Here is a 17,526-nt window from a genome sequence, read left to right on the forward strand (position 1 = left end):
AGGCACGGCTATGACTCAGCTGGCACCGGACACTAAAGAGATGCTCGATAGCCTCCGTACCGCAGTCGCTGACACCCTGGAGCGTAAGCGTCGCCTCGGCCAGTACGCCGTGATCTGGGAGGATGGCAAGCCCATGCTGGTGGGTGAAGATGCGCCGACGAAGCGAGTGGGCGAGCAGGAAGAGCAGGACCGGGAGTCACACTGATGGCAAGGAGGCCACGCCAAACCAAGATCAAGCAGCTCAGTGCCAAGAGCGATTTTCTCAAGAAGCTGGTACTCAACCAGTGGGTGTTGACGCGCTTCGGTATCGACCCGTTGGAGCAGTACCGGGACGGCGGCAGCCGGGTGCGTCCGATTACCCTGCTCAGTAAGACGCTCAAGGAGAGTGATCCCGGGCTGACCGGTGATCGCCACCATCACTATCTCCATGCCTTGCTGGGTAGCTATCAGCCAACCTGGAAGTACGGTGAGGAGGATCTGAAGCGTTTCGACGCCAACATCGTTGAGCATACCGATGCGCTCAACCAGCAGCGCGAGACCGAGGTCGATTGGAAGTACTTCCAGTGGCTGACCCTGCTGTTCGTCGAGATATACCTCCACGAGTACTTCCGCGACCGCGAGGCGCTCAAGGCCAGCCTCAACCGCCAGGTCGAGCGGTTCAATAGCTACTGGCAGGGGCAGGGCTACCAGACGGGCATCGGCCCCTATGAGGACGATGACCTCAACAAGCTGTGCCTGCAGAACGCCACGGGCTCCGGTAAGACGCTGCTAATGCACACCAACGTGCGTCAGTTCCGCCATTACGCCCGTGAGCACCACCGGATTGCCGACTATGGCCAGATCATCCTGATCACGCCCAATGAGCGGCTCAGTGAGCAGCACCTGCTGGAGTGTCGTGACTCCAGCCTGGAGGCAGAGCGCCTGAGCCAGGACGGTGGAGACCTCTTCAGCGGTGAGCGGAAATCGTTGAGCCGTGTTGCCGTGACCGAGATCACCAAGCTCGGCATCGAGCAGGGCAAGAAGACCATGGCGGTGGACAGCTTCGGCGACGGTAACCTGCTGCTGGTCGATGAAGGGCACCGCGGGCTGGGATCGGCGAGCGAAGAGAAGGGCTGGCTGTCGCATCGCAACAAGCTGGCCGGGCGCGGCTTTACCTTCGAGTACTCGGCCACCTTCAAGGAGGCCGTGGTTGCTGCCAAGGATACTGCGGTGGAGGAGACCTACGCCAAGAGCATCCTGTTCGATTACGGCTACCGCTACTTCTACGAAGATGGTTACGGCAAGGATTACCGAATCTTCAACCTGCCGGAGAAGGAGACACAGCAGCGCTACACCTACCTCACGGCGGCACTGCTGGCCTTCTACCAGCAGCAGCGCTATTACCAGGAGGAGCATGGCCAGCTGACCCAGTGGAACCTGGCCGCGCCGCTGTGGGTGTTCGTCGGGGCCAGCGTGGTCAAGGACGACGGCAGCAAGGAGACTGCCAAGAACTACAAGGAGCGCGCTTCCGATATCGCCCAGGTCTTAGGTTTTCTGGCCTGGTTTCTCGGGGAGAAGGATGAGGCCCGCCGGGCGCTTAGTGCCGTCTACGAGGGGGATGCGGCAACTACCGGGCTGATCGACAAGCAAGGCAACGAGATCTTCTCGGGCAGCTTCCCCTGGCTCAAGGCCCAGGGGTCGTCCGTTGAGGAGCTCTACCGCGAAATTCTCACTCATACCTTCCATGCCCCGGGCGGCGGCACGCTGAACGTTGATCGCATCACCGGTGACTCTGGCGAGCTCCTGCTGAAGGTGGGAGAGGCCGAGAACCCCTTCGGCCTGATCAACGTGGGTGATGCTCTGGGGCTGGCCGAGCACCTTGAGGGCCGCAAGATCCAGCACTTGCAAGTCCGCAAGTCTGAGCTGGCCAATCCCATTTTCGCCGAGGTCACCCGCGAGAGCTCGCCTGTCAACTTGCTGATAGGCTCCAAGAAGTTCATCGAAGGCTGGAACTGCTGGCGTGTCTCCAGCATGGGACTGATGAACACCGGCAAGAAAGAGGGCTCGCAGATCATCCAGCTGTTCGGTCGCGGCGTGCGCTTGAAAGGCCGCGACATGAGCCTGATGCGCTCCAGCCGGCTCGATCCGTTGCTGGCACCCAAGCACCTCTATCTGCTGGAGACCCTCAACGTATTCGGCGTCGGCGCCGACTTCATGGCGACCTTCCGAGACTTCCTGGAGGATGAGGGGCTGCCGGGCAACGACCAGCCTGAGATCCACACCCTCAAGCTGAACGTGATGGAGGACGTGGGCAAGTCGCTGAAGATGTTGCGCCCCAAGGTCCGGCAGGACACCAAACAGGCCTACAGCTTCCACCGCGATGGCCCTCTGGTGCGCTTCGGGAACCCCGTGTTCGCCGCCGGCAGTGACTTTCACAGCCAACTGGGCCTGACGCCGGATATCGTGCTCAAGGAGCGCAAGGTAGAGCTCGACCGCTACCCCCGGGTCGAAAGCCTGCAGGCCTCGGGTGTTAAGGACGTGATGGCCAAGCCCGGTCAGGCCAAGCAGCACGAGCGCTACTTCGATGACGACCGCCTGCTGTTCCTAGATATGGCCGCCCTTGAGCGAGACCTGGAGCGCTACAGGCGATCCCGCGGCTATGCCAACCTGCTCATCGATGCCAGCCGATTCCCGGCGCTGCTGAAAAGCCAGGTGTGGTACAGGCTACTGGTCCCCGAAGACCAGTGGAAGCTGCATGCCGACAACTTCCAGCGTTACCAGAGCATTGCACTGGAGCTCCTGTCGCTGCTGATGGACCGGGTCTTCAACTACCATCGCCGAGCCTACCTGGAGCCGCGTATGGAGCTGGTTGCGCTCGAGGATGCTCGAGGCAACCTGCCGGATACCAAGGAGTATCAGCTGATTGTCGACGGGAGCGAATCGGCGTTGATCGACGACATCAAGCAGATGAAGGAGGCCATCGAGAAGCAGCGCCAGGCGCTTTACCTCTCGTCCAAGTCCAATGGTATCAGCGCCGTTCAAATCGGTGCTCATCTCTACAACCCGCTGCTGCACCTGGGCAAGGACAGCCGTATCCGCGTGGAGCCCGTTGCCCTGAACGACAGTGAGTTCCGCTTCGTTGAAGATCTGAAAGGGTGGCTGGAGCGAAACCAGCAGGCGATAGCGGAACGTGGTGAGCAGCTCTACCTGCTGCGCAACCTGGTGAAGCAGGGCATCGGCTTCTTCGAGGCGGGTGGATTCTACCCTGATTTCATCCTCTGGCATGTGCAGGACGACCACCAGCGCATCGTCTTCGTCGACCCCCATGGGCTACGCCATACCGGGCCAAAGGATGAGAAGATCGAGTTCGGCGAGCGTATTAAGGATGTGGAACGGCGCCTGAAGAATGAGCACGTCGAACTGGAAAGCGTTATCCTGGCGCCTTCAAGCACCACACGAGAGTGGATTGTAAGCCACTGGGGGATGACTACAGAGGAGCTACGTGCCAAGCACGTGCTGTTCATGTCAGATTCCAACTATCTGGATAGCCTGATGCAGGTGGTGGCAGGCCAAACGAATGATTGTTATGTGGCTTAAAAAATAACAGCGCTACCCTGTCACAGCGAAATTTTCGCTGTGACAGGTTTTAAGGTCATTCCTAGATATGGCTTGTAAAATAAAATTCTTTTGAGCGGTTGTCTATTGCGCACAGTTAATGCAAATCGTGTCTAGGGATAAGTCCACCTTTACCCCTTTCTCAATGGGGCAATATGAAGGGTCGTTTGCACTTAATTGATTGATTTTCATCTGCTCGTGAGATAAGTACAGTGTAACACAGCCCTCTGTGAGCTCAATGGCGTCAACTTGCTCTTGGGTGAGCCCGATAATTCCCAGATGAAACGTCTTCTCACCTTTGCATTCAGGGTCGCACTGGTCTGTACACGGGATGGTGATGGCATTGTCCATTGATGTTTCTCCTAAGTAGGCTGGTGCCGAATGCCCCAGCTCGCAAGCAGTATTTCTGTCAGCCTACCTGGCGTCAATAGTCAATGAAGAATTGTACTTTATAAGACCTCCTTGGATAGTGATTAATTGTATCTTCCGGCTTTCCAATGTGATTTTTCAGTAGCTTTAGCCAGGATATGCCCGCAATGCACACAACGCGGACTGCATGCAACAAGTTCGATTTATGCCTTGGCAAATAAGGCAATGTAATCTGCCCATTCCTGCATCATTGCCCGCCGCTTCTCAAACAGGTCGCCACGTCTATAGGCCGCCTCCACCTTATTCTCGATGGTGTGGGCCAGCGCCATTTCGGCCACATCACGGGGGTAGCTGGTGACCTCGCCGGTCCAGTCGCGAAAGCTCGAGCGGAAGCCGTGGGGTACGTAGTCGCCACGTTCGCCACCGACGCCATACCCCATGCCGCGCATCAGCTGCAGCATAGCCATGTTGGAGAGAGGGCGACCATAGCGAGCGCCGGGGAATACGTGTGTATTGCCCTGTACCCTCGGCAACTTGGCCAATAGCTCCACCGCTTGCCGTGACAGCGGCACACGGTGTTCGCGGCGTGCCTTCATCCTGTCGGCAGGAATCGTCCAGGTTTCATTGTCGAGGTCGATTTCCATCCAATCAGAGCGCAGGACCTCTGAAGTGCGCGTAGCTGTGAAGATCAGGAACTGCAGTGCCTTGGAGGAGATGCTGGCATAGCCTTGAAGCTCGGCCATGAAGGCAGCGACATCGTCGTAGGGCATGGCGGGGTGGTGGGTCACTTTCTTGACCCTTGCCGGCTTGGCCAGCAGCTTGTCGAGGTGACCACGCCAGCGGGCAGGATTTACGGGGTCCCGGTAGCTGTGCGCTGCGGCGTAGTCGAGAACGTTCTCAATACGTCCTTGCACGCGCTTGGCCGTCTCGGTCTTGCTGGTCCAGATCGGCGACAAGATCTTCAGGACGTCCTGGGTGGTGACCTCATCGACTGGCTTGGCCCCGATCACCGGCCGAGCGTAGGCCTTCAAAGTGCTGACCCACTGCCGGGCGTGCTTGGCGTTCCGCCAGCTGCGGCGGTGAGATTTGATGTAGCGCGCGGCACAGCTGGTGAAGGTGGGCGTCGTCTCGCCTGTTTGTTCCTGCTCAACGTTGACTTCCATGGGGTCTTGGCCTTTCTTGACCAGTTTGCGGTGATCCCCAGCACGCTCACGTGCCAAAGCCAGGCTGACGTCCGGATAGCTGCCGAGCCCCATGTAGCGCTGCTTGCCCTGTAGCTTGAAGCGATAGATCCAGCTGACCGATCCTCCGGCGGTGATCTGGAGGTACAGCCCCTGGCCATCGCCGGTCATGCCTTTCTTGCCTTCCTTTGCGAGCTTCTGAACCGCCTTGCTGGTGAGCTTGCCCATGCGCTGCCTCATTGCCCTGCTGCGTGATGCAAAGCAGCCTACCACAACATGACCCACACTTTGACCCACACTCTTGGACTGGTTTCACCGTGAAGTGATTGGATGTCTCTGGACAGGAAAAGTAGTTTAATTAAATAAAATCAGTAATTTGGTGGTTTTTTTTGGATGTTGTTGGATGCAATGTATGCGGACTCCCCCTCCGCCACGAATCGATAGAAAAGGCCGCTGACAATGTCAGCGGCCTTTTCTGTTTCTGGCGTTTCGAAATCACCTAAAAGGCCGGATCGGGTCGCCCCGATCCGGCCTTTCAATGCCCCGAGCGTCCTGCTTTTTAGGACGGGAAGGAGAACTGCGCCCCTTCGCGCACCCCGGCGGAGGGCCAACGCTGGGTGATGGTCTTGCGCTTGGTGTAGAAGCGCACCGCGTCCGGGCCGTAGGCGGCCAGGTCGCCGAACAGCGAGCGCTTCCAGCCGCCGAAGCTATGGTAGGAAACCGGTACCGGCAGCGGCACATTGATGCCCACCATGCCGACCTGGATGTTATCGCTGAAGTAGCGGGCCGCCTCGCCGTCGCGGGTGTAGATGCAGGTGCCGTTACCGTATTCGTGATCGTCGATCAGCCGCATCGCCTCCTCCATGGTGTCGACCCGCACCACCAAGAGCACCGGGCCGAAGATCTCCTCCAGGTAGCAGGTCATCTCCGGGGTCACCCGGTCGATCAGGGTGCCGCCCACGTAGAAGCCGTTCTCGAAGCCCGGCACCTGGACGCCGCGGCCATCGACGACGATCTCGGCGCCCTGAGCCTCGGCGCTATCGATATAGCCGCAGACCTTCTCCTGGTGGGCCTGGGTGATCACCGGGCCGAAGTCGTTGCTTTCGTCGAAGTGGGGCCCCACCTTGAGGGTCGCCAGGCGCTCGCGCATCTTGGCGACCAGGGCGTCGGCGGCGGCATCACCCACGGCGACGGCCACGGAGAGCGCCATGCAGCGCTCGCCGGAGGAGCCGAAGGCGGCGCCGGTCAGGGAGTCGACCACGTTGTCCATATCGGCATCGGGCATGACGATGGCGTGGTTCTTGGCGCCGCCCAGGGCCTGGCAGCGCTTGCCGTTGGCGCTGGCCCGACCGTAGATGTAGTCGGCGATGGGCGTGGAGCCGACGAAGCTGACGGCCTGGACGCGGGGATCGTCGAGCAGGGCGTCCACGGCCTCCTTGTCGCCATTGACCACGTTCAGCACCCCGGCGGGAAGCCCCGCCTCCAGGGCCAGCTCGGCGATATAGAGGGTCGAGGTGGGGTCGCGCTCGGAGGGCTTGAGCACGAAGGTGTTGCCGGTGGCGATGGCCATGGGGTACATCCACAGTGGCACCATGGCCGGGAAGTTGAAGGGGGTGATGCCGGCCACCACGCCCAGCGGCTGGAACTCGCTCCAGGAGTCGATATTGGGGCCGACGTTCTTGCTGTGCTCGCCCTTGAGCAGCTCCGGCACGCCGCAGGCGTACTCGACGTTCTCGATGCCGCGCTGCAGTTCGCCCTTGGCGTCATGGGTGATCTTGCCGTGCTCGAGGCCGATTAGCCGGCAGATCTCCTCGGCGTGCTCCTCCAGCAGTTGCTTGAAGCGGTACATGACCCGGGCGCGCTTGGCGGGCGGGGTGTTGCGCCAGGCCGGGAAGGCGGCCTGGGCGGCTTCGATGGCGTCCTCGACGGTGGCTTGGCTGGCCAGGCTGACCTGGCTGGCCACCTCGCCGGTGGAGGGGTTGTAGACGGCCTGGGTGCGGGTGGCGTCGTCGATGCGAACGCCGTTGATCAGGTGGCCAAGAGTCGTCATTGCATTACCTCTAGCTAAAACGTGTGTCGGTCGTGTTCAGTCCAGTTCGCCGAGGGCGTCGCCCAGCACATTGACGAGGCGGTCGATCTCCTCGCCCTCGACGGTGAAGGGCAGGCCGAGCTGGAGGGTGTCACCGCCATAGCGCACATAGACGCCCTTCTCCCAGCACTTCATGGCGATCTCGAAGGGGCGCCGGGCCGGCTCACCGGGGTAGGGCTCGATCTGCAGGGCGCCGGCCAGGCCATAGTTGCGGATATCGCTGATATAGCGGCTGCCCTTGAGGGAGTGCAGGGCACTCTCGAAGCGGGGGCTTATTTCGCGGACGCGCTCGATCAGGCGGTCGTTCTCGAGCACGTCCAGGGTGGCCAGCGCCGCGGCACAGGCCACCGGGTGGCCCGAATAGGTGTAGCCGTGGGGCAGCTCGAGCATATAGTCGGGGCCGCCCTGCTCCATGAAGGTCCGGTAGATCTCGCCCTGGACGATGACCGCGCCCATGGGCACCGCGCCGTTGGTGAGCTGCTTGGCGACGTTCATGATGTCCGGCACCACGCCGAACTCCTCGGCGCCGGTCATGGCGCCCATGCGCCCGAAACCGGTGATCACCTCGTCGAAGATCAGCAGGATGTCGTGCTGGTCGCAGATCTCGCGCAGCCGCTTGAGGTAGCCCTTGGGGGGCGGAATCACCCCGGCGGAGCCGGCCAGGGGCTCGACGATCACCGCGGCGATATTGGAGGCGTCATGCAGGGCGATCAGCTCCAGCAGCTCCTCGGCCTTCTCGGCGCCACGCTCGGGCAGGCCCCGGGTGAAGGCGTTCTCGGCCATCAGGGTATGGGGCAGGTGGTCGGCATCGATGCCCTGGCCGAACAGGACGCGGTTGGCGCCGATGCCGCCCAGGCTGATGCCGCCGAAGTTGACGCCGTGATAGCCCTTGGCGCGGCCGATCAGCTTGGTCTTGGTGGGCCGGCCTTTCTTGCGCCAGTAGGCGCGGGCGATCTTCAGGGCGGTGTCGGCGCTCTCCGAGCCGGAGCCGGTGAAAAAGGCGTGGTCGAGACCCTCGGGCGTCAGCTCACGCAGGCGGTGGGCCAGCTCGAAGGCCTTGGGGTGACCGAACTGGAAGGCCGGCGAGTAGTCCAGCTCGGCGAGCTGGCGAGACACCGCTTCGGTGATCTCCGGGCGGCCATGGCCGGCGCCGCAGGTCCATAGCCCGGAGAGGCCATCGAAGACCCGGCGACCCTGGGCATCGGTGAGGTAGTTGCCCTTGGCGCCGACGATGATCCGCGGATCGCGCTTGAACTGGCGGTTGCCGGTATAGGGCATCCAGTAGGCATCCAGCTGTTCGGGGCTCAGACCCGCGGTCTGGGGGGAATCACGCTCTGACATGGCCGCACCCTCGGTTGACGTCGCCATTGGTGGTGTTATGAGTCGCAGCCTAGTCCCGGTCAGTGATAAGTTAAATCCAGGTTTTTTTAATCTTATAAAAGTATCTGGTTAACTTTGTGGGGCGGCTGGGGCGATGCCGTCCCATCGATAGGGAGGGGAGGGCTTATGTCACGCCGCAAGGCGGCCCTGACGGGCCAGTTGAGTGATACCGACCTGCGCCTGCTGCGAATCTACCGACAGGTGGTGGAGTGTGGCGGCTTCTCCGCCGCCGAGGTGGAGCTCAATATCAGCCGTGCCGCCATCAGCATGGCCATGAACGACCTGGAGACGCGGCTTGGCCTGCGGCTCTGCCAGCGCGGTCGCAGCGGCTTCTCCCTCACCGATGAGGGCGCCGAGGTGTATGAGGCCGTGCTGCAGTTGCTGGCGGCGGTGGAGGGCTTCCGTACCCGGGTCAATGGCCTGCATGCCTGGCTCAAGGGGGAGCTCAATATCGGTATCACCGATAACCTGGTGACCATGCCCGAGATGCATATCACCCACGCCCTGAGTGCCCTCAAGGAGCGCGGCCCCGAGGTGCGGATCAATATCCGCATGATTCCCCCCAGCGATATCGAGCTGGGGGTACTCGACGGGCGCCTGCACACCGGGGTGATTCCGGCGCTCAAGACCCTGCCCGGGCTCGACTATCTCTCCCTCTACGAGGAGGCCTCGCGGCTCTACTGCGCGACGGGGCATCCGCTGTTCGAGGGGGAGTCCGTGACCGAAGCACAGCTGGCGCACTGCGATGCCGTGGTGCCCGCCTATGCCCAGACCGCGGAGATCAAGGCGTGCCATGAGCCGCTCAAGGCCGCCGCCACGGCCACCGATCGGGAGGGCATCGCCTTTTTGATCCTTTCCGGACGCTATATCGGTTACCTGCCGACCCACTACGCCGAGCGCTGGGTGCGCGAGGGCCGCATGCGCGCCCTGAGTCCCGAGACCTGGTACTACCTCACTCACTACAGTGCCATTACCCGCAAGGGGGCCCCGCCCAACCTGGTGGTGGAAAGCTATCTCGAGGAGCTCGAGCGCTTGGTAAAGGAATCACAATAATTGCCCGGGACAGGCCATTTCCCATCTTTTCGGTCATGACGTAAGCTGCGATGTACATTCATTAAATCTGGAGTCCTCCCATGCTGCCGCGCGTTCTGCTCCTTTCTGCCGCCCTGGCCCTGCCCCTGGCCGCCCAGGCCGAGGCCCCCGACCTGCTGCCCGGTCAGTGGGAGTTCACCAGCACCACCACCGTGGAAGGCGATATGCCGATCCCCGATCAGAACGAGACCCATCAGGAGTGCCTGACCCAGGATGAGATCGATGAGGCGCCCATGACCCTGATCGAGGAGGAGGAGGGCTGCGAGCTGCTGGAGCAGGATGTCAGCGCCGCCGGCATGGATTACCGCATGCGCTGTACCGGGGAGGGCGGCGAGGCCGATATCGTCGGCAGCATGAGCTATCTGCAGGATCGCGCCGAGGGCACCATGCGGGTGGAGATGACCACGCCCATGGGCGAGATGGTCATGAATACCGAGATTCAGGCCGAGCGCCTGGGCGACTGCTGAACGAGTCGCCATCCACTCGGGGGACAACGCCACGGGGCCGGATCTTGGATCCGGCCCCGTGCTTTTGGCGGGAGGGAGGAGGCGGGTTCTGGGGAATCAGCCCCGGCCGCCCTCGGCCTCCATCTCCGCCTCCAGGCGCCGCTTGATGTCGCCGGGGGAACCGGTGCGGCGCGCCAGCAGGTCGTAGGCCACCGGCACCACGAACAGCGTGAACAGGGTGGCGGCGGCCAGCCCGCAGAGGATCACGGTGCCGATCACCAACCGGGTCTCGGCGCCGGCACCGCTGGAGACGATCAGCGGCACGGCGCCGGCCATGGTGGTCACGGCGGTCATCACGATGGGCCGCAATCGGGTGACCGAGGCCTCCACCAGGGCCTCGTGGAAGGCCCAGCCCTGGTCGCGCAGCTGGTTGGCGAACTCGACGATCAGGATGCCGTTCTTGGCGGCCAGCCCCACCAGCATCACCAGGCCCACCTGGCTGTAGATATTCAGCGACTGCCCCGTGAGGTAGAGCCCCAGCAGGGCGCCGCAGATCGCCAGCGGCACGCTGAGCATGATCACCAAGGGGTGCACGAAGCTCTCGAACTGGGCGGCCAGCACCAGGAACACCACCAGGACGCCCATCCCCAGCAGGAAGGCGGTGGCGCCGCTGGCCTCCTGGTAGTCGCGGGAGGCGCCCTTGACGTCGGTCTGGGCCTCCGCTGGCAGCACCTCGTCCACCGCCGACTCCAGGTATTCCAGGGCCTCGCCCAGCGGGTAGTTGTCGGCCAGGTCGGCCTGGAGGGTGATGGCGCGCACGCGGTTGAAGCGGTTGAGGGTGCTGGGGCCGGCGAAGTCGCTGAGGCTCACCAGGCTGGCCAGCGGGATCAGCTCGCCGCTGCGCTGTGAGCGCACCCGCAGGCTCTCCAGGCTGGCGGGGCTGGGCCGGGCACCGGGCTCGCCCTCGAGGATGACGTCGTACTCCTCGCCGTCGTCCACGTAGCGGGTCACGGTACGCCCGCCGAGCAGGGTCTCCAGGGTGCGGCCGATCTCGGTGACGGTGACGCCGAGGGCGGCGGCGCGGGTGTAGTCGATGTCCACGCGCAACTGCGGCTGGTTCTCCTCGTAGTCGCTCTCCAGCCCCGTCAGCCGGGGATTGTCTTCGCGGATATGCGCGATCAGGGTGTCGCGCCACTCGGCGAGCTGCTCATAGGTGCCGCCGCCCAGCACGAACTGCACGGGCTTCTCGGCGCTGGAGCCGAAGCCCTGGCGCATCACCGGGAAGGCGCGGATGCCGGGCAGGTCGGCGACCTTCTGGCGCACCTCGTCCATGATCGCCCAGGCGTCGCGGCGGCTGCCCCAGTCGGCCAGGTTGACGATCACGAAGCCGCCGTTGAAGTTCTCGATATTGCCCCAGCCGCGAGGCGCGCGTACCACCACGCGCTCCACCTCGCCAGCTTCCACCATGGGCATCAGCCGCGCCTCGATCTCGTCCATGTAGTCGAGCATATAGTCGTAGGTGGCGCCGGGCGGGCCATTGACCAGCACGAAGAAGTTGCCACGGTCCTCCTGGGGGGTGTACTCCTTGGACAGGGCGGCGTTGAGCCACAGCATGCCGCCGATCACCCCGGCGAGCAGCGCCAGTACCAGGAAGCGCCGACGCAGGGCGCCCTCCAGCAGGTGCCGGTAGACGCAGCGGCAGTGCTCCAGGGCCCACTGCACGGCCCGGGCCAGGCGGCCCTCCTGCATCTCCGCCTTGAGGATCTTGGAGGCCATCATCGGCGTCAGGGTCAGCGCCAGCAGGCTGGAGATGGCCACGGCGGCGGCCAGCGTCAGGGCGAATTCCGAGAACAGCCGGCCGATGTCGCCCTGCAGCAGGCTCAGCGGCACGAATACCGCGATCAGCACCAGGGTGGTGGCGATCACCGCGAAGGCGATCTGGCGGGTACCGCGGAAGGCCGCCACCAGCGGCGTCTCGCCGTGGTCGTGCATGCGGCGGTGGATGTTCTCCAGCACCACGATGGCGTCGTCGACGATCAGGCCGATGGCCAGCACCAGGGCCAGCAGGGTCAGCAGGTTGATGGAGAAGCCCATCGCCGCCAGGGCGGCGAAGGTGCCGATCAGGGCGATGGGCACGGTCACCGCGGGGATCAGGGTGGTGCGCAGGTTGCCGAGGAACACGAAGATCGCCACCACCACCAGGCCCATGGCGATAAACAGGGTCTGCACCACCTGGGAGATGGCACCGTCGACGAACACCGAGGCGTCGAAGTTGAGGCGCAGCTCCATGCCCTCGGGGAGGGTGTCCCGCAGGCGTTGCATTTCCGCCTGCACGCCCTCGGAGATTTCCAGCACGTTGGCGGTGGACTGCTTCATCATGCCCAGGCCGACCATGGGGGTGGTGTTGCCGCGGAAGATGGTGCGCTCCTCCACCGCGCCGATCTCCACCCGGGCCACGTCGCCCAGGCGTACCAGGTAGCCGTCGTCGCCCTCGTCGAGCACCAGGCGGCGGAAGTCGTCAGGGGTGGCGAAGCTGCGCGGCAGGCGCACGATGAACTGGCGCTCGCGGGACTCGATGGCGCCGCCCGGCAGTTCCACGTTCTCGGCGCGCAGGGCGTCCTCCACGTCGCCGGCGGTGAGGTCGCGGGCCGCCAGGGCGTCGGTATCGAGCCACACCCGCATGGCGTAGTCGCGGCCGCCGCCGACGCGCACCTGGGAGACCCCGGGCAGCACCGAGAAGCGGTCCACCAGGTAGCGGTTGGCGTAGTCGGTGAGCTCGGCCATGTCGTAGTCCGCGCCGGACAGCGACAGCCACAGCACCACGTCGGAGCCGGAGTCGGCCTTCTGCACCTCGGGGGGCTCGGCCTCCTCGGGCAGGTTGTCCAGCGCGCCGGAGATGCGGTCGCGGATGTCGTTGGCGGCGGCGTCGATGTCCTTGTCGAGGCCGAACTCGACGTTGATGCTGGAGCGGCCGTCCTCGCTGGAGGAGGAGATCACCTCGATGCCCGAGACCCCGGAGATGCGGTCCTCCAGCACCTGGGTGATGCGGGTCTCCACCACGCTGGCGGAGGCCCCCGGGTAACGGGTGTCGATGCCGACCACCGGCGGGTCGATTGAGGGGTACTCCTGCAGCGGCAGGCGCTCGAGGGCCAGCAGGCCGAAGGCGACGATCAGGGCGGCCAGCACCGTGGCCAGCACGGGCCGCTGGACGGAGACATCGGAGAGGCGCATCAGCCGTTCGCCTCCGCCTGGTCACGGCCGCGGCGCAGCAACTCGGGGATGCTGGTGTCGTCGTCGAGGATGCCCAGCAATCGGGTGGTCTGGCCGTCGCGCACCCGCTCGGTACCGTGGGCCACCACCAGGTCGTGCTCCGCCAGGCCCTCGAGCACCTCCACCTCCCCCGCGCGGCGGGCGCCGATGCCGATCTCGCGGCGCGCCACCCGGTAGTCGTCGTCCTCGTCCAGCACCAGCACGTACTGGCGCTGTCCCTGGGGAATCAGCGCCGACTCGGGGATTACCAGGGCGTTGCGCGGGGCGCGCTGGACCACCACGTTCATCAGCATGCCGGGGCGCAGCCGCAACTCGGGGTTGTCGAGTTCGGCACGCACCGTGACGCTGCGGCTGACCGGATCGACCCGGCTGCCGATGCTGGCGATCTCGCCCGCGAAGACGGCGTTCGGGAAGGCGGGGCTGGTAGCGGTCAGCGACAGGCCCTCGGCGAGCTGGCCGAGCACCACCTCGGGCAGGGTGAAGTCGAGCTTCATGACGTCCAGCTTGTCGAGGGTGACCAGCTCGGTGCCCGGCGTCACCAGGGTGCCCAGGCTGACGTTGCGAAAGCCCACCCGGCCATCGAAGGGGGCCTGGATGCGGTAGTCGGCGAGCCGGGCCTCCAGGGCCTGGATCTCCGCCTCCACCTGGCGCAGCTGTGCCCGGGCGTCCTCCACGTCGGCGCGCGGCGCCAGGTTGCGGCTCTGCAGCTGGGCGAGGCGGTTCACCGCGTTGCGGCGCTCGTCGCGCAGGGCCTGGGCGGCGCGCAGGTCGGCCTGGGCCTCGTCGTCGGCCAGGCGCACCAGCAGCCGGCCGGCCTCGACGGTGTCGCCGTCGCGGAAGTTCAGCTCGCGGACGATATCGGTCACCGTGGCCGAGAGGGTCACGCTCTCGTCGGCACGCAGGGTGCCCAGCGACTCCAGGGGGTCGGACCAGGACGACAGGGTGGCACGGGCGGCGATCACCGCGGTGGGCTGCTGGGCCTGGACCAGGCCGGGCAGCAGCAGGGTCAATAGCAGCAGCAGGGGCCAAGGGCGGGTCGATAAGAGGGCTGAGGTCGGTGTCATGGGCAGCGGTCGCGGTCGATGAGAGAACCGGCGCGTCCCGCGCCGGAGTCGAGAGAGCTTTTATCAGGCTAATGGAGTCGCCGGGCCGAGAGTATGACAAAAAACGGCAAGCACGCCACTGCCTTGTACAGATGTTGTACGGGGTGGGAAAGTTCCCCGGCCCCGGGTAGAATCCGCGGCCCAGCCCGAATCCAGGAGCCCTCCATGCCGTCCCCCCCCGATGTGGTGATCATCGGCGCCGGTGCCGCCGGCCTGATGTGCGCCCTGACCGCCGGCTATGCCGGGCGGCGGGTGTTGGTTCTCGATCACGCCAACAAGGCCGGCAAGAAGATCCTGATGTCTGGCGGCGGGCGCTGCAACTTCACCAACCTGGCCACCAGCCCGGCCAACTTCTTCTCCGCCAACCCTCACTTCTGCATCTCGGCGCTCAAGCGCTATCGGCCGGAGCATTTCGTCGAGCTGGTGGAGCGCCATGGCCTGGAGTATGTAGAGAAGGCCCCGGGGCAGCTGTTCTGCGCCCACTCCGCCAAGGAGCTGCTGGCGATTCTGCTCACCGAATGCGATTGGGCCGGGGTGGAGATTCGCCTCAAGACCGCCATCGAGGGCGTGGAGCGCCACAGCGAGGGGATGCGCCTGCGGACCTCCGATGGGGTGATCGATACCGGCGCCCTGGTGGTGGCCACCGGGGGCCTGTCGATTCCCACCCTGGGGGCGAGCGGCTTCGGTTATGACCTGGCTCGCCAATTCGGCCTGACGGTGACCGAGACCCGGCCGGCCCTGGTGCCCTTTACCCTCACCTCCCAGTGGAAGGCGCGCGCCGAGGCCCTGGCCGGGGTCGCCTGCGAGGTGGCGGTAAGCTGTCGGGAGGGGCATTACCGGGAACCCCTGCTGTTTACTCACCGGGGGCTCTCCGGCCCCGCCATGCTGCAGATCTCCAGCTACTGGCAGCCCGGCGACGACCTGGCCATCGCGTTGCTGCCCGGTGTCGATGCCTTCGCCGCCCTGGTGGCGGCACGCCGCGAGAGCCCCAGGCGCCAGCTCGGCACCTGGCTCGCCGAACGGCTGCCCAAGCGCCTGGCCCAGGCATTGATCGACTGGCACGGCGGCGACGGTATCCTGGCCGAGCGCAGCAATGCGGAGCTCGAAGCCTGGGCCCGGCATCTCAATGAGTGGCGCATCAAGCCCGCCGGCACCGAGGGCTGGCGAACCGCCGAGGTGACCCTGGGCGGCGTCGATACCCGGGCCATCTCCTCCAAGACCTTCGCCGTGGAGGGGCTGCCCCAGCTGCGCTTTATCGGCGAGGTGCTCGATGTGACCGGCGAGCTGGGGGGCTACAACTTCCAGTGGGCCTGGGCTAGTGGGGTGGCCTGCGGCAATGCCCTCTAGGCTATGTCCGAAAACTGGCTGCGCTCGGCCATACGGCGTTAAAAATCGGCTCGTGCGCGAGTCCGATCAAAGTACTCATTTACACCCCGTAAACTCGTACGCGAGCCCGGTCCGTCTTTTCGCCGATTTTTGCCTTGTCTGACCTTCGCTCGCCGACTTTTCAGACAAAGCCTAAGGCCCCTTTCCTTCGGCGTTGAGAAAGCGGTGGGCCATGAGCGCCAATCTTGCTTAGACTCAGGGTAAGTCGTCGGGGAGAGGATCATGGGCTTGGGGGTACTGTTGCAGTCGACGTTGTGCTGTCCGGAGTGTGGCCACCAGGAGGTGGAGACCATGCCCTGCGATGCCTGCCTGTGGTTCTACGAGTGTCGAGGCTGTGGGCGCCTGCTGCACCCCTTGCCGGGGGACTGCTGCGTATTCTGCTCCTATGGCAGCGTGGCCTGTCCGCCGGCCCAGAGCGCCGCCGGCGGCTGCGGTGGCCGGGAGCCTGGGGAGTGATTTCCCTTACTTTTTCAGCAGGCGCTGGGCGCGACGCAGCAGCAGGGCCCCGGCGGCGACCCGTCTGACGATACGCAGCAGCGAGCGAGGCCGCTTGGCGCCGCGCCACACCAGCAGGCCGCCGACGCCATAGAGGGCGGCCCTCCAGCGCATCAACTCCCGCCAGCGGGCATCGACCTCGCGTCCGGCACCACGCCAGCGCTCGGCGGCCACTAATAGGTCGATGCGCTGCTGTTCGATACGGGCCTCCAGTGCCGCCTTGCGCACCGTCCGTTCATCGCGGGTCATGGCGCTCGGCCCTCCCTACGCAACAGGTCGATGCGCTGCTGTTCGATACGGGCCTCCAGTGCCGCCTTGCGGGCCGCTCGCTCACCGCGGGTCATGGCGCTCGCTCCCTTTCTCCAGCAATTCCCGGTCGGTAGCCAGGTGGCGCAGGGTGCTCTTCAGCAGGCTGGGGCGGTGCGCCAGGTGGCGGACCCAGAGGCCGCAGCCCAGGCCGGCGCCAAGCAGGGCCAGGACACAGGCGCTCAGCGCCAGCAGGCGATGGCTGTCCCAGAACAGCACCACCACCAGCAGCACCAGGACCACCAGGCCCAGCAGCAGCAGGATCAGGCTGAGCCCCGCCAACAGCAGCAGGGTCACGAGGCGAGCGCGTTCCTCCTCGAGTTCCACCACCAGCAGGCGCAGGCGAGTCTCGCCCACACCCACCAGGCTCTTGAGGAGTTGCTTGGCGGCCGCGAAGAGGCGACTGGCCGGTCCCTGGCTGTCGGCCATCAGCGCCGCCCGATCAGCATACCGATGACCACCCCCACGGCGGCGCCGATACCGACGCTGGTCCAGGGGTTACTGTGGACATAGCGGTCGCAGGCATCCACCTGTTCGCGGACGCTGTCGCGGGCTTCCTCATAGAGGTGCTCGCCCCGGGCTTCGAGACGGTGGCGAGTCTCCTGCAGGCGCTGCTCGGCCTTCTCGCGCAGCTGCTTGATATTGCTGCGGGAGTCGTCGGCGGTGGCGCCCACCAGCTCCTCCAGGGTCTGGGTCAGGTGCTCGAGATCGGCCTTGAGCTGTTCGGTGCTGGCATCGGTTCGGGGGGTGCGACTGGCCATCGGGTCTTCCTCTGACGGTGAATGACAGGCTCAGCATAGCAGCCGCCCTCGGCG

At 64.8% G+C, this 17,526-nt stretch carries 15 protein-coding genes; 6 read left to right on the top strand and 9 right to left on the bottom strand.

Annotated elements, in window-relative coordinates; all coding sequences use genetic code 11:
- The first annotated feature begins 10 nt into the window (after window positions 1-10).
- Window positions 11-205 carry a hypothetical protein gene (locus ACZ5EF_RS05755; protein WP_346061948.1) on the top strand — a complete coding sequence of 65 codons (195 nt, stop codon included), beginning with the start codon at window positions 11-13 and terminating at the stop codon, window positions 203-205.
- Window positions 205-3,576: a DEAD/DEAH box helicase family protein gene (locus ACZ5EF_RS05760; RefSeq protein ID WP_346061947.1), complete on the top strand. Its 3,372-nt coding sequence runs from the start codon at window positions 205-207 to the stop codon at window positions 3,574-3,576. Before ACZ5EF_RS05755 ends, ACZ5EF_RS05760 begins: the two co-directional genes overlap by 1 nt.
- A gap of 102 nt (window positions 3,577-3,678) precedes the next feature.
- On the opposite strand, the gene ACZ5EF_RS05765 is transcribed toward ACZ5EF_RS05760, so the two are convergent.
- The 4 genes from ACZ5EF_RS05765 to aptA form a co-directional block, all read right to left on the bottom strand.
- Window positions 3,679-3,945: a hypothetical protein gene (locus ACZ5EF_RS05765; protein ID WP_346061946.1), complete on the bottom strand. Its 267-nt coding sequence runs from the start codon at window positions 3,943-3,945 to the stop codon at window positions 3,679-3,681.
- 221 nt (window positions 3,946-4,166) lie between these two features.
- Window positions 4,167-5,372: a tyrosine-type recombinase/integrase gene (locus ACZ5EF_RS05770; protein ID WP_346061945.1), complete on the bottom strand. Its 1,206-nt coding sequence runs from the start codon at window positions 5,370-5,372 to the stop codon at window positions 4,167-4,169.
- Between the two features lie 331 nt (window positions 5,373-5,703).
- Window positions 5,704-7,194 carry a CoA-acylating methylmalonate-semialdehyde dehydrogenase gene (locus ACZ5EF_RS05775; protein ID WP_346061944.1) on the bottom strand — a complete coding sequence of 497 codons (1,491 nt, stop codon included), beginning with the start codon at window positions 7,192-7,194 and terminating at the stop codon, window positions 5,704-5,706.
- A gap of 36 nt (window positions 7,195-7,230) precedes the next feature.
- Entirely contained in the window at window positions 7,231-8,574 is a 1,344-nt protein-coding gene (aptA, locus tag ACZ5EF_RS05780; RefSeq protein WP_346061943.1) for an omega-aminotransferase AptA, read from the bottom strand.
- 165 nt (window positions 8,575-8,739) lie between these two features.
- Between aptA and ACZ5EF_RS05785 the strand changes: the two genes are divergently transcribed.
- Both ACZ5EF_RS05785 and ACZ5EF_RS05790 read left to right on the top strand, forming a co-directional pair.
- Window positions 8,740-9,666: a LysR family transcriptional regulator gene (locus ACZ5EF_RS05785; RefSeq protein WP_346061942.1), complete on the top strand. Its 927-nt coding sequence runs from the start codon at window positions 8,740-8,742 to the stop codon at window positions 9,664-9,666.
- A gap of 80 nt (window positions 9,667-9,746) precedes the next feature.
- Window positions 9,747-10,172, top strand: coding sequence for a DUF3617 domain-containing protein (locus tag ACZ5EF_RS05790; RefSeq protein WP_346061941.1), 426 nt, complete (start codon window positions 9,747-9,749; stop codon window positions 10,170-10,172).
- A gap of 96 nt (window positions 10,173-10,268) precedes the next feature.
- On the opposite strand, the gene ACZ5EF_RS05795 is transcribed toward ACZ5EF_RS05790, so the two are convergent.
- Both ACZ5EF_RS05795 and ACZ5EF_RS05800 read right to left on the bottom strand, forming a co-directional pair.
- On the bottom strand, window positions 10,269-13,382 hold the full coding sequence (locus tag ACZ5EF_RS05795) for an efflux RND transporter permease subunit (RefSeq protein WP_346061940.1): 3,114 nt from the start codon (window positions 13,380-13,382) through the stop codon (window positions 10,269-10,271).
- The gene (locus tag ACZ5EF_RS05800; RefSeq protein WP_346061939.1) at window positions 13,382-14,485 is read right to left on the bottom strand and encodes an efflux RND transporter periplasmic adaptor subunit; all 1,104 of its coding nucleotides are present in this window, start codon (window positions 14,483-14,485) and stop codon (window positions 13,382-13,384) included. The genes ACZ5EF_RS05795 and ACZ5EF_RS05800 overlap by 1 nt, the downstream gene beginning before the upstream one ends.
- A 204-nt stretch (window positions 14,486-14,689) precedes the next feature.
- Between ACZ5EF_RS05800 and ACZ5EF_RS05805 the strand changes: the two genes are divergently transcribed.
- Window positions 14,690-15,871 carry a BaiN/RdsA family NAD(P)/FAD-dependent oxidoreductase gene (locus tag ACZ5EF_RS05805; protein WP_346061938.1) on the top strand — a complete coding sequence of 394 codons (1,182 nt, stop codon included), beginning with the start codon at window positions 14,690-14,692 and terminating at the stop codon, window positions 15,869-15,871.
- 261 nt (window positions 15,872-16,132) lie between these two features.
- Complete coding sequence (locus ACZ5EF_RS05810) at window positions 16,133-16,366, top strand: GDCCVxC domain-containing (seleno)protein (protein ID WP_346061937.1); 234 nt, start codon at window positions 16,133-16,135, stop codon at window positions 16,364-16,366.
- Window positions 16,367-16,372: 6 nt separating this feature from the next.
- On the opposite strand, the gene ACZ5EF_RS05815 is transcribed toward ACZ5EF_RS05810, so the two are convergent.
- From ACZ5EF_RS05815 to ACZ5EF_RS05825, 3 genes are all read right to left on the bottom strand, one after another.
- Window positions 16,373-16,654, bottom strand: coding sequence for a YqjK family protein (locus tag ACZ5EF_RS05815; protein WP_346061936.1), 282 nt, complete (start codon window positions 16,652-16,654; stop codon window positions 16,373-16,375).
- A gap of 81 nt (window positions 16,655-16,735) precedes the next feature.
- Window positions 16,736-17,140 (bottom strand): phage holin family protein, encoded by a 405-nt coding sequence (locus tag ACZ5EF_RS05820; RefSeq protein WP_346061935.1) that lies wholly within the window; start codon window positions 17,138-17,140, stop codon window positions 16,736-16,738.
- Window positions 17,140-17,472: an ElaB/YgaM/YqjD family protein gene (locus ACZ5EF_RS05825; protein ID WP_346061934.1), complete on the bottom strand. Its 333-nt coding sequence runs from the start codon at window positions 17,470-17,472 to the stop codon at window positions 17,140-17,142. Before ACZ5EF_RS05825 ends, ACZ5EF_RS05820 begins: the two co-directional genes overlap by 1 nt.
- Window positions 17,473-17,526 lie beyond the last annotated feature (54 nt).

This window comes from Bisbaumannia salifodinae (genome assembly GCF_055388505.1).